An 11,108-nucleotide genomic window follows, 5' to 3' on the forward strand; every position below is an offset into this window, starting at 1 on the left:
ACGCTCCGCTACCGCCTCCGGGCCTGACCACTCACGCCCACGGCACCCGGCACGAATCGGTGCTGAATCCCTGTGAGGTGATACCGAGCGCGTGGTTGTTGCGCGCCCGGGAGTTCTCCAGGCCGATCTGGTAGGTCAATTCGATCACGCCCGCTTTGCCGAACCGGCGTTCCAGATCGGCCACCTGCTCGTCGGTGACGGTCATCGGGGTCGCGGTCATCGCGTCGGCGTAGGCGATTGCGGCCCGCTCGTCGTCGGTGTAATGCGGCGAGGTCTCGTATTCGTCGATGTGCTGGAGCCGGTCGATATCCAGGCCGTCCAGGCGTTGCAGCATGGTGCCGAAATCCACGCACCACGAGCAGCCGACGGTCCAGGCCGTGCGGTAGACGGCGATTTCGCGGATATTGGCGGGCAGTTTGGTGGAGGCCCGCTCCGCCACGAGTTCGTGTATCCCGCCGGCGAGCAGGATTCCGGTGTGGTGGCCGCTGACCGCGAACGGTTCCGGTACTTCGCCGACCTTGCGCCGCGCGAACCAGTACATGGCCTTGGTCAGCAGCCCGGCGTCCTTCGGGGCGAGCGGGGGGATACGGGTGGTGCTCATCGGGTGTCTCCTCGGTCCGGGGATGCTTCTACTACCTGGACGAGATACGGTCCCGCGGCGTGACGCCCGGGGTGCCCACGGTGCCGGCCCGGCGCGCGGGATCTCCAAGAGTTCGCGCGCATGATGGGGGGCCGGGGCCGGCCGTGGGCAGCCCCGAGGTCGGCGATACGACGGCTCAGCGCAGTAGAGCCGCCGGATCGCGGCTCATTCGGGCTCGACGGCCATATCGCCGGCGCTCCAGTAAGCGCGCATGCGGGTGATCCGGCCCTCGGTGTCGAATTCCATGACATCGATCGGGCTGAGGGTCATCCGCTGACCGTCGAACTTGGTGACCAGTGTGAAGACGAAGGCGGCGTGGTTACCGGCGATCCGCACGGTTTCCGGCGCGAGCGAGGTTTCCCGTTCGAGGCCGGTGATGACGTTGTAGAACTCCCGGATGGCGTCGTGACCCTGTTTCGGCTCGGAGCCGATGGGGTCTTCGATCACGGCATCCGGGGCGTAGAGCGCGACGATATCTTCGGTGGGCCCCGAGCCGACTCGTTTCACGTACTGCTCGACTACGTCGCGGATCTCCCGTGCCATCACCACTCCTACGAATTGGAACGTGTTCTAGGTTCGCGAGCGTAGCAGCCGGGTGCCGATCCGGCACCGGGAACGGGGTAGCAGGCCGGGTGCCCGTTTTCGGACCCCGGTGGCGTGGAACAGAGAAAGACCTGATCAGAGCGCATACCTTGCGCGCCGGACGGGCGTCTTCGCTGACCCCTCGGTTCGCCGTTGAATCGCCGCCGCGCAAGTAATGCGTCTGCCCGGAATTTCGCTGCGGAACCGGCGGATGTTACGTGTTTCAGTCAGTATTGCGACCTGTTCCGGAGCGTGCGGAGGGGGCAGATCCGGGCCCGCCGCGGTAACTCACTCAGAAATCATTGCTATGACTGCTGGTCTGGCCGGTGTGTCGGCGGTTCGGTGTCGGTATTGTGATGTTGAATCGACCCCGATCAACCAGATGTTCGAGCGACGAGTGAAAGCGGAGGAGATATGGCACTGCCAACGATGACCGCGGAACAACGCACGGAGGCTCTGGCCAAAGCGGCGGCGGTGCGCAAGGCGCGCTCCGAACTGATCGGTCAGGTGAAAGACGGCAAAGTTTCGGTCGCCGACCTGCTGCGCAAGGCCGATAGCGATGAACTGGTCAAGAAGACCAAGGTGGTCGCTGTGATCAAGGCGCTGCCGGGCGTCGGGCCGGTGAAGGCCGCCAAGCTGATGGACCAGGCGGAGATCCCGGAGGATCGCCGGATCGGCGGTCTGGGTGCCCGCCAGCGGGCGGCGCTGCTGGAGGCGCTGGCCAACTGAGGAGGGGAGCGTCCGATCGTGGGCGCTCCGAACTCCGGCCGCGGCCGAGCCGGTCGTCGTTCGGGTAAACGACCGGCATGGCCCGGCGGGCCAGGTACTGCTATGTCCACACGCGATGACATCGAAGCATTTCTCGATGAGTATCAATCCACGCTGAGCGCCTTCGACGCCGAGCGTACGGCCGCACTGTGGGGTGTCCCGGGCACGATCGTCGGCGATGAATTCGTCGGGGCGCTGCATTCCCGGGAAGAGATGGCGCGGGGCCTGGCGCAGGCGCATCCCATGTATCAGATGCTGGGCCTGTCCCGGGTCGATCACACCCTGCTGGAATTCGCCGAGCTGACCTCCGCGCTGACGCGGGTGCGGGTGCGCTGGCATTTCTACGACGGTGACGATGCGCTGCTCACCGACAGCGATTACGAATATCTGCTCCGCCGCGACGACGAGGGCTGGCGAACCTATGTGGCCGTCGCCATCGACGAGACGGAGAAACTGGCCCGCGTGGCCACGGACCGGGGGATTCGGTTGCCGGGGATGTGAGCCCGGGAGCCGGGCGGTGCGCGCTACGGAGTCCGAGCGGTGCGTTGAGCCAGGAGTGCCGCCACGCCGTCGAGGATGCGCTCTATCCCGAATTCGAGGGCGGCATCGCGCTGATGTGTCTTTTCGGCGGACTGCTGTGCTTGCGGGGGGTCCGCTATCGCCTCGATCAGCCGTGGAAAACGGTCGCCGGCCAATTCCAGCGCCGCGGCCATCGTCTCGGTGAATTCTTCCTCGGTGGATCCTGGGCCGATCAGCTGTTGTGCGAGGCTGCGCACGTGCCCGTTCAGCACGACGAGAGTGTCCAGCCGTTCCGGACCGGTCAGCGCGATATCCGCCATGGCGTCCAGGGCGGATTCGGTCCAGCCGAGTTCGTTGGGGCCCACGGGCCGCGCGCCGGCGAGTAGTTCCATCAACCAGGGATGGCTCCGGAACCTGTCGAAACTCGCGTGGGCCCAGGATCGCAGGCCACTGCGCCACGGTTGCGGGCCCGAGGTGTCCAGTTCCGGTAGGCCGGCCATGGCTGCCTCCGTCATGAGTGCGGTGAGCTCGGTCTTTCCCGGCACGTGGCGGTACAGCGACATCTTGGTGTAGCCCAGTTCGTCGGCCAGCTTCTGCATGGATACCGCGGCCAGGCCCTCGGCGTCGGCCAACTGGACTGCCGCGGCCACGATCGCGGCCCGGGACAGGGTGGGTTTCGGGCCCCGGGTCGGGCGCCGCTCGGTTCCCCAGAGCAGTTCCAGCACGGTCGGGATCGCCATCGGACGCCTCTCGAAAATCTCGTTGACGTGGAACTGTGTCTACCATACGCTAAATGGCGTCCGTTGGAAACAGTTTCCGGTGGACGCATATTTGGAATGGGGATCATCATGCAGAACCGCACTGTGCTCATCTCCGGCGCGAGCATCGCCGGGCCCGCGCTCGCCTACTGGTTGGACCGCTACGGATTCGATGTCACGGTGGTCGAACGCGCGCCGCAGTTGCGTCCGGGCGGTCAGGCCGTCGACTTCAAAGGTTCCGTACAGCGCACCGTGCTCGAGCGGATGGGCATCTACGACGAGATCCGGCGGCACAGTACCGGCGCCACCGATACGGTCTTCGTCGATGCGGACGGGCGTGAGCGAGCGCGGATGTCGGGTGATTTCACCGGCGGCGAGGTGGAGATCCTGCGCGGCGATCTCGCCGCGATCCTCTACGGTCGCACGGCCGAGCACTGCCGCTATGTGTTCGGTGATTCGATCAATGCGTTACGCGAAACCGAGAGTGGTGTCGAGGTCGAATTCGAACACGGTCCCGCACGTCGTTTCGATCTCGTGTTCGGTGCGGACGGGATCCATTCCCGGGTGCGCCGCCTGGTTTTCGGTCCGGAAGCCGACTTCGTCGAACATCGGGGCTACTACTACGCCATCGCCGGCGACGCGCCCGGCAGCGGCGACGGGCCGCGCCGGCGTGTGGCCCACGCGCACAGTGCCCCTGGGCTGCTTGCGGTTCGTGGCGGCCCCAAGGCGCAGCAGATGTACATGTTCGCCGCCGGGCAACTCGAATTCGCCGACGAAGCCGCCCAGCGCCGGGTACTCACCGAACGGTTTGCCGGGATGGGCTGGCAGGTGCCGGAAATGCTCGCAGAACTGCCGGATCACCCGGATTTCTACCTGGACGCGATCGCCCGGGTGCGGATGCCCAGTTATGTCTCAGGGCGAGTGGCCCTGGTCGGGGACAGCGCCTACGGCAACACGCTCGGCGGATTCGGCACCGGCTCGGCGGTGGTCGGGGCCTATGTCCTGGCCGGTGAACTCGCGGTCGCCGCAGGTGGTTACGGTACCGCCTTCGCCCGGTACGAGAAGATCATGCGCGGTTACGTGAAGATCGGTGGCAACAGCAACGCAGGCCGTTTCCTGGCGCCCAAGACCGGCTACGGGTTACGAGCACGCAACTGGTTTCTGGGATCGCGCCTGTTCGATCTCATGGACAAGTACGCTGCCGACGCTACGGACGATATCGACCTCGCCGATTATCCAGCCCTCGAAACGCGCTGAGACGCGCGTCCACCGAATCGGTCGCCGCTTCGCGGCATTCGGCGACCACGCTCAATTGCCGACGATCGATCCCGAGACCCGTCCGCCGCCGGTGTAGATGTTCATTGTGTCGCCGCGGACGAAACCTGCCAGGGTGAGCCCGGATTCGGCGGCGAGATCCACGGCCAGCGAACTCGGGGCCGAGACCGCCGCGAGGATCGGGATACCGGCGAGAACCGCTTTCTGCGCGAGCTCGAACGAAGCGCGACCACTCACGACCAGCACGAGGTCCGATGCCGGAATCCTGTTCTCCCGCAGCGCCCAGCCGATGACCTTGTCGACCGCGTTGTGCCGGCCGATATCCTCCCGCACGGCCACGGCGTCACCGTCGGTGGTGAACAGGCCCGCGGCGTGCAGGCCACCGGTGGCGTCGAAAACCGTCTGGCACCTGCGTAGGGCGTCCGGCAGGCGGGCGAGGACCTCGGCCCCGATCAATGGTTGCGGAGGTGGTAGCGGGTGGCGGCCGCGCTGCCGGATCTCGTCGAGGGCGGTTTTCCCGCACACACCGCAGGCGCCGGTGGTCAGGAACGGGCGCTTCGGCAGGGCAAAGGGGGCGGCCGGGTCGATATCGAGAACGTTGTAGGTGTTGCGGCCTTCGTCGTCGGTGCCGGCGCAGTAGCGGGCGGTGCGGATATCGGCGGCCTCGGTGATCAGCGATTCGGCGAAGAGGAAACCGTGTACCAAGTCGATATCGTTGCCCGGTGTGCGCATGGTGACGGTGAGCGATTGCCCGCGGACCCGGATTTCGAGGGGTTCTTCGACGGCCAGCGTATCGGGACGGGTGATCTCGCCGGCCGGGGTGATCCGTCGCATCCGGCGTCGCGCGGTAACTCTGCTCATCCGGCGCTGCGCTGGTGGATATGGGGTTCGAGCCGGATGACGACCGCCTTCGATACGGGTGTATTCGACCGCTCCGCCACATGGTCGAGCGGGACGAGGGGGTTGGTTTCGGGGTAGTAGGCGGCGGCGTTGCCGCGAGGCGTGGAGTACTCGACCAGCCGGAAACCGGTTACCCGGCGTTCGATACCGTCGGTCCACTCCGCGACCAGATCGACGAGATCACCGTCGCGGAAACCCATCTCGGTGATATCGCCGGCGTTCACCAGCACCACGCGGCGGCCGTGGTGGACGCCGCGGTAACGGTCGTCGAGGCCGTAGATCGTGGTGTTGTACTGGTCGTGACTGCGCAGCGTCTGCAGGATGAGCCGGCCGGGCGGTACCGGCACCCAGCTCAGGTCGTTCACCGCGAAATTGGCTTTCCCGGTGGCGGTGCGGAATTCGCGGGTATCGCGCGGCGGATGGGGGAGGACGAAACCGTTGCGCTGCCGGACCCGGCTGTTGTAATCGGCGCAGCCCGGTATCACCCGGGCGATGGCATCGCGGATCCGGTCGTAGTCGTCGCGGAAACCTTCCCAGGGCACGGGATGTCCGGGACCCAGCAGCTCCCGGGCGAGTTCGCAGACGATCGCGACCTCGCTGCGCAGTTCGTCGCTCACCGGATCCAGCCGGCCGGTGGACAGATGCACCATCGACATCGAATCCTCCACCGACACCTGCTGGCGCCGGCCGTTCTGGATATCCAGGTCGGTGCGGCCCAGGGTCGGCAGGATCAGTGCGGTGCCGCCGTGGACGATATGGCTGCGGTTGAGTTTGGTCGATACCTGCACCGTGAGTGCGCAGTTGCGCAGGGCGGCCTCGGTGACGGTGGTGTCCGGAGTGGCGGCGACGAAATTGCCACCCATACCGAAGAACACGCGGGCCTGCCCGTCGCGCAGTGCGCGGATGGCGGCGACGGTGTCGTAACCGTGGGCGCGGGGACTGGTGATCTCGAATTCGCGATCCAGGGCGGCGAGGAACGGTTCGGGCATCTTCTCCCAGATGCCCATGGTGCGGTCGCCCTGCACATTGGAATGACCACGCACCGGGCAGACCCCCGCGCCCGGTTTGCCGATCATGCCCCGCGCCAGCAGCAGATTGGTGGCTTCCTCGATGGTGGCGACCGCATTCTTGTGCTGGGTGAGCCCCATCGCCCAGCAGACGATGGTGTTGCGGGAGCGGGTCAGCCGGTCGGCTGTGCGGGCGAGTTCATCGGGGGTGAGACCGCTCGCCTCGTACACGGTATCCAGGTCGACCGCGCGGATATGACGCTCGTAGCCGGCGAAACCGGCCGTATGCGATTCGATGAAGGCGCGGTCCAGGACGGTGCCCGGGGCGCGGTCCTCGGCCTCGAACAGCAGTTTCGCCAGGCCCTGGAACAGAGCCATATCGCCGCCGAGGCGGATCTGCAGGAAATCGTCGGCGATATCGACGCCGGTGGTGAGCCCGCGCACGGTCTGCGGATCGCGGAAACCGATCAGGCCGGTCTCGGGCAGCGGGTTGATCGCGACGATTTCGGCGCCGGATTTCTTCGCGTCGGCGAGGGCGCTGAGCATGCGCGGATGGTTGGTGCCCGGGTTCTGGCCCGCGATCAGGATGAGATCGGCGGCGGTGAAATCGTCGACGGTCACCGAACCCTTGCCGATGCCGATGGAACCGGTGAGAGCGGTGCCCGACGATTCGTGGCACATATTGCTGCAGTCGGGCAGGTTGTTGGTACCGAAACTGCGGACCATCAGCTGGTAGAGGAACGCGGTTTCGTTCGCGGTGCGGCCGGAGGTGTAGAACACGGCCTCATCCGGGGAGTCCAGTGCGCGCAATTGCTCGGCGATCAACCGGTAGGCGTCGTCCCACGCGATCGGGCGGTAGTGGGTATCGCCCGGCCGCAACACCATGGGGTGCGTCAGCCGGCCCTGGCGACCGAGCCAGTAGCCGGACTTCCCGGCGAGATCGGCGATCGAATGTCCGGCGAAGAACTCCGGCCCGACGGTGTTCAGTGTCGCCTCCTCGGCGACCGCTTTCGCCCCGTTCTCGCAGAACTCGGCGGGGCGGCGGGGCCCGCTGGGCTCCGGCCAGGCGCACCCCGGACAGTCGAACCCGTTCACCTGGTTCACCCGCGCCAGCGTGCGCGCGGTGCGGACCACACCCATATCGGCGACCGCCCGCCCCAGCGCGACCCCGACCGCCCGCACCCCGGCTGCCTGCGTCTTCGGCGGTGTGACGGTGAGCGCGGATTCGTCGATGTCCTCGGTCGGGCCGTTGCGGTGCATACCGCCATTGTGCGCTGTGCGGCGCGGGCGCGTGGTCCGGGCACACCGCTCAACCGGCGTGCGCGGTCTCCGACGGGTAGGTGAGGACCTGTTCGCTGATGCGGATCCGGCCGCCGGGCGGTAGTTCGGTCGGGGATTGACCGATACGGGTCCAGCGCGGTTCGTCGGGGGTCGAGACGAAGGTGCCCGCCGCGGTGCCGGCGTCGCGCAGATACACCTTGCCGGCATCCACCGAGAGGTAGGCGTGGACGCGCGAGATATGGCGGTCGCGCTGCAGCACCAGCGGTGCCGCGGTTTTGCGGCGCACCGATTCGTCGACCGAGGGCCCGCGGCCGATTACGTACGCGCGGTCCAGCGGGTAACTCGTACCGTCCTCGGCGAGCAGTACGGCCGGGCCGTTCTCCGGGGTGTCCGCGCCGTTGTGGCTGGCGTGCGCGCGCGATTTCGCCGCGTCCTTACGCAGCCGGATGGGATCCGCAGCCTGCCGCGCCGGTGCCGCGGACCAGGCTCGGGTGCCGGGTAGCGGCTCCGCCGGCCGCGCGGTCGCAAGCCCTGTACGTGGGCCGGAATCCGCCGCCGGTTCCGGATCGGCGGCGACCAGACCGGCCGGTGCCGTGGCGGGCGGCTCCCCGGCGACCCGTTTCGCCGCGGCGGGGCGGCCCGGTTTCTTGCTTCGGCGCACCGCCGCGTGGATCACGAAACCACCGCCGGGCACCACCCCGGCGCGCAGATCGGTCCGGGGATACGGCGTCACCTGGGCGTCCGCGCCCGGGCCGACCGACAGGGTGCGTACCGGATCGCGCACGATTTCGTCCACCCAGGTGAAAGCACGCGCCCCCACCAGCCGCCGGGAACCTTCCGCACCGGAGATCAACGCCGAGACCGGGCCCCGCAACAGCACCAGAGTGCCGTCGGCGGTGGGCGCGACCAAACCGAACGGGGGCGGTTCCGAGCCCGTCCCGAAGACCACCGCTGCGAGCCGCTGCGCGATCGCCGCCCCGGGATGCTCCACATCCGCCACCGCCTCGACGGCGCCGAGTATCCGCTCGGTGGACGCATTGGCACCCACCAGATAGATAACGACATCACCGAAGCGCGCGACCAGGCCCTCACCCGGCGCGATACCGATGGTGGACGTATCGACGCGCACCCCAGGCTCCTTCCTCAGACCACCGCACCAGCATAGAGGCGAGGTGTATATTCCTGCGGCGCCTGCGGCCCCGCGCAGTTGAGCCGCCGAGCCGAGCGTCCTGTGGGGGTTGTGAACTGTTCGGGATTTGTGAGTGAACGTGATCGAATGTGTGTTTCACTGAGGGGGTGAAGTTGGCTGAGTGGGCGCGGACGCAGGGCGTGCATCCGCAGACTGCGTATCGGTGGTTTCGGGAGGACCGGATGCCGGTGCCTGCTCGCCGGTTGGACTCGGGGACGATCTGGGTCGATGTCGCCGAAGTTTCGACTGCTGGGCGGGTGGTGATCTATGCGCGGGTGTCGTCGCATGATCAGCGTGGTGATCTGGACCGGCAGGTCGCGCGTCTAACCCAGTGGGCCACCTCCAACGGGCACGTGGTGGGCGAGGTGGTGACCGAGGTCGGATCCGGCCTGAACGGGAAACGTCCGAAGATCCGACGGGTTTTGTCCGACCCCTCTGCGAGTGTGGTGATTGTGGAGCATCGTGACCGGCTGGCCCGTTTCGGTGTCGAGCAGCTGGAGGCGGCCCTGTCGGCGCAGGGGCGGCGGATCGTGGTGACCGACAAGGGCGAGACCGAGGACGATCTTGTCCAGGACATGATCGAGGTGCTGACCTCGATGTGCGCGCGCCTCTACGGGCGGCGCGGCGCGCGCAACCGCGCGATGCGGGCGGTCACCGCCACCAAAGTCGAAACCGGGGCGGCGTGACGGCCGGGAAGTTCGAGGTTACTGACGGGTGGGTGTTGCAGGCGTACCAGTATGCGCTCGACCCGACTCCGGCTCAGCGTGCCGCGTTGGAATCGCATGCCGGTGGCGCGAGGTTTGCGTACAACACGATGCTGCGGGCGGTGAAAGCCAACCTGTCCCAACGCGACGCCGAACGCTCCTACGGTATCGACACCGCTGATCTCACCCCGCGCCTGTCGTGGTCGTTCCAGTCCCTGCGTAACGACTTCAACCGCCGCAAACACCAGGTGGCGGTGCGCGAGGACGGGACGCCGTGGTGGCCCGAGAACTCGAAAGAGGCGTACGCGAACGCCTGCAAGAACCTCGCGGCGGCGTTGAAGAACTGGGACGAGAGCGGCCAAGGTAAACGTCAAGGTCCTCGTGTCGGGTTTCCGTCGTTCAAATCCAAGCGTTCGACCAGGAAGTTCGCGTTCACCACCGGCACGATCGAAGTCGAGGCCGACCGTCATCACGTGAGACTGCCTCGATTGGGGACGTTGCGGGTGCACGAGTCGACTCGCAAACTCGCCCGGCGACTCGAACAAGGCACCGCACGGGTGTTGAAGGCGACGGTGCGGTGCGAACGCGGGTGCTGGCTGGTGAGCTACACCTGTGTCGTCGAACGCGCAGCGCAAAGGCCCGCCCACGTGAAGCGCGTCGCGTCGGTAGTCGGCATCGATGTCGGCGTCAAAGATTTGGTTGTCGCGGCCACCGCAGAAGGCGACGAGGTCATGCGCGTCTGCGCCCCGAAAGCGTTCGAGCAGGCCTCCCGGAAGCTGCGGGCACTGCAGCGCACGGCAGCCCGTCGGCGAGGCCCGTGGGACGCGCTGAGCAAGACCCGGTGCGAGCCCTCGGCCGGGTGGCTGCGTACGCAGCAGGCCATCGCGAAGCAGCATGTGCGGGTGGCGAATCTGCGCCGGGATCGACTACACAAGCTGACGACCATGTTGGCGCAGTCTTTCGACGTGATCGGCACCGAGACCCTTGCGGTGAAGAACATGATGGCCTCGGGCGGTAGCCACAAGAAAGGGTTGAACCGCTCAATCGCCGATGCCGGTTTGGGGGAGTTCTCCCGCCAGCTCGACTACAAAACCATCTGGTACAACTCCGTGCGTGTGCGGGCCGACCGGTGGTACCCGAGTTCGAAGACGTGTTCCGGCTGCGGTTCGGTGAAAGCCAAACTGACCCTGGCAGAACGCCTCTACGTCTGCGACAACAACGACTGCGGGTTGCAGATCGATCGTGATCTCAACGCCGCGATCAACCTCGCGCGTGTGGCGCGAGCGGAGCAGAGTGCCTGCTTCGATAGTGGTGGAGCCGACCGTAAGACGACCGCTCCGGCGGTGCTGGTGGCTGCGAAACCTGAATCCAGCAGTGGAAGCGCCTCACCGCAAGGCGAGGCTGCCTAATGGAACAGAGCACTCACGTTTGCTCACCAGAAGGCAACGGTTATCGTGGGGTGATATCAGGCCCTTCGATGTTGCC

Annotated in this window: 11 protein-coding genes; 5 read left to right on the top strand and 6 right to left on the bottom strand. The window is 66.8% G+C overall.

The window, feature by feature from the left end; all coding sequences use genetic code 11:
* Positions 1-31: 31 nt before the first annotated feature.
* Both ACFWPH_RS22735 and ACFWPH_RS22740 read right to left on the bottom strand, forming a co-directional pair.
* Positions 32-601: a carboxymuconolactone decarboxylase family protein gene (locus ACFWPH_RS22735; protein WP_378754080.1), complete on the bottom strand. Its 570-nt coding sequence runs from the start codon at positions 599-601 to the stop codon at positions 32-34.
* A gap of 204 nt (positions 602-805) precedes the next feature.
* Positions 806-1,183, bottom strand: a complete 378-nt coding sequence (locus ACFWPH_RS22740) for a nuclear transport factor 2 family protein (protein ID WP_378754081.1) — start codon at positions 1,181-1,183, stop codon at positions 806-808.
* A 453-nt stretch (positions 1,184-1,636) separates the two neighbouring features.
* Between ACFWPH_RS22740 and mihF the strand changes: the two genes are divergently transcribed.
* Together mihF and ACFWPH_RS22750 are read left to right on the top strand one after the other, a co-directional pair.
* Positions 1,637-1,951 carry an integration host factor, actinobacterial type gene (gene mihF, locus ACFWPH_RS22745; RefSeq protein WP_033244686.1) on the top strand — a complete coding sequence of 105 codons (315 nt, stop codon included), beginning with the start codon at positions 1,637-1,639 and terminating at the stop codon, positions 1,949-1,951.
* 102 nt (positions 1,952-2,053) lie between these two features.
* Positions 2,054-2,491, top strand: a complete 438-nt coding sequence (locus ACFWPH_RS22750) for a nuclear transport factor 2 family protein (RefSeq protein WP_378754084.1) — start codon at positions 2,054-2,056, stop codon at positions 2,489-2,491.
* A gap of 23 nt (positions 2,492-2,514) precedes the next feature.
* On the opposite strand, the gene ACFWPH_RS22755 is transcribed toward ACFWPH_RS22750, so the two are convergent.
* Complete coding sequence (locus ACFWPH_RS22755; RefSeq protein WP_378754086.1) at positions 2,515-3,249, bottom strand: TetR/AcrR family transcriptional regulator; 735 nt, start codon at positions 3,247-3,249, stop codon at positions 2,515-2,517.
* Between the two features lie 108 nt (positions 3,250-3,357).
* Here ACFWPH_RS22755 and ACFWPH_RS22760 point away from each other — a divergent pair, with 108 nt between their 5' ends.
* Positions 3,358-4,524, top strand: coding sequence for an FAD-dependent monooxygenase (locus tag ACFWPH_RS22760; RefSeq protein ID WP_378754088.1), 1,167 nt, complete (start codon positions 3,358-3,360; stop codon positions 4,522-4,524).
* A gap of 51 nt (positions 4,525-4,575) precedes the next feature.
* Here the strand turns inward: ACFWPH_RS22760 and fdhD are convergent, their stop codons facing one another.
* From fdhD to ACFWPH_RS22775, 3 genes are read right to left on the bottom strand one after another with little or no spacing between them, the layout of a single operon-like run.
* The gene (fdhD, locus tag ACFWPH_RS22765) at positions 4,576-5,403 is read right to left on the bottom strand and encodes a formate dehydrogenase accessory sulfurtransferase FdhD (protein WP_378754090.1); all 828 of its coding nucleotides are present in this window, start codon (positions 5,401-5,403) and stop codon (positions 4,576-4,578) included.
* Complete coding sequence (locus tag ACFWPH_RS22770) at positions 5,400-7,709, bottom strand: FdhF/YdeP family oxidoreductase (protein ID WP_378754092.1); 2,310 nt, start codon at positions 7,707-7,709, stop codon at positions 5,400-5,402. The genes fdhD and ACFWPH_RS22770 overlap by 4 nt, the downstream gene beginning before the upstream one ends.
* Positions 7,710-7,758: 49 nt before the next feature.
* Positions 7,759-8,859, bottom strand: a complete 1,101-nt coding sequence (locus tag ACFWPH_RS22775; protein ID WP_378754094.1) for an FHA domain-containing protein — start codon at positions 8,857-8,859, stop codon at positions 7,759-7,761.
* Positions 8,860-9,026: 167 nt separating this feature from the next.
* Between ACFWPH_RS22775 and ACFWPH_RS22780 the strand changes: the two genes are divergently transcribed.
* Positions 9,027-9,605 (top strand): IS607 family transposase, encoded by a 579-nt coding sequence (locus ACFWPH_RS22780; RefSeq protein WP_378754096.1) that lies wholly within the window; start codon positions 9,027-9,029, stop codon positions 9,603-9,605.
* 32 nt (positions 9,606-9,637) lie between these two features.
* Positions 9,638-11,032 carry an IS607 family element RNA-guided endonuclease TnpB gene (gene tnpB / locus ACFWPH_RS22785; RefSeq protein ID WP_378754098.1) on the top strand — a complete coding sequence of 465 codons (1,395 nt, stop codon included), beginning with the start codon at positions 9,638-9,640 and terminating at the stop codon, positions 11,030-11,032.
* The last annotated feature ends 76 nt before the right edge of the window (positions 11,033-11,108 follow it).

Source organism: Nocardia sp. NPDC058499 (assembly GCF_042719915.1).
In the GTDB taxonomy this organism is placed as follows: domain Bacteria; phylum Actinomycetota; class Actinomycetes; order Mycobacteriales; family Mycobacteriaceae; genus Nocardia.

Bases quoted from the DNA above. Each gene is read 5' to 3' on its own strand.
- ACFWPH_RS22740 (WP_378754081.1), bottom strand. From the start codon at position 1,183: ATGGCACGGGAGATCCGCGACGTAGTCGAGCAGTACGTGAAACGAGTC.
- ACFWPH_RS22755 (WP_378754086.1), bottom strand. From the start codon at position 3,249: ATGGCGATCCCGACCGTGCTGGAACTGCTCTGGGGAACCGAGCGGCGC.
- ACFWPH_RS22760 (WP_378754088.1), top strand. From the start codon at position 3,358: ATGCAGAACCGCACTGTGCTCATCTCCGGCGCGAGCATCGCCGGGCCC.
- ACFWPH_RS22750 (WP_378754084.1), top strand. From the start codon at position 2,054: ATGTCCACACGCGATGACATCGAAGCATTTCTCGATGAGTATCAATCC.
- fdhD (WP_378754090.1), bottom strand. From the start codon at position 5,403: ATGAGCAGAGTTACCGCGCGACGCCGGATGCGACGGATCACCCCGGCC.
- ACFWPH_RS22735 (WP_378754080.1), bottom strand. From the start codon at position 601: ATGAGCACCACCCGTATCCCCCCGCTCGCCCCGAAGGACGCCGGGCTG.
- ACFWPH_RS22770 (WP_378754092.1), bottom strand. From the start codon at position 7,709: ATGCACCGCAACGGCCCGACCGAGGACATCGACGAATCCGCGCTCACC.
- mihF (WP_033244686.1), top strand. From the start codon at position 1,637: ATGGCACTGCCAACGATGACCGCGGAACAACGCACGGAGGCTCTGGCC.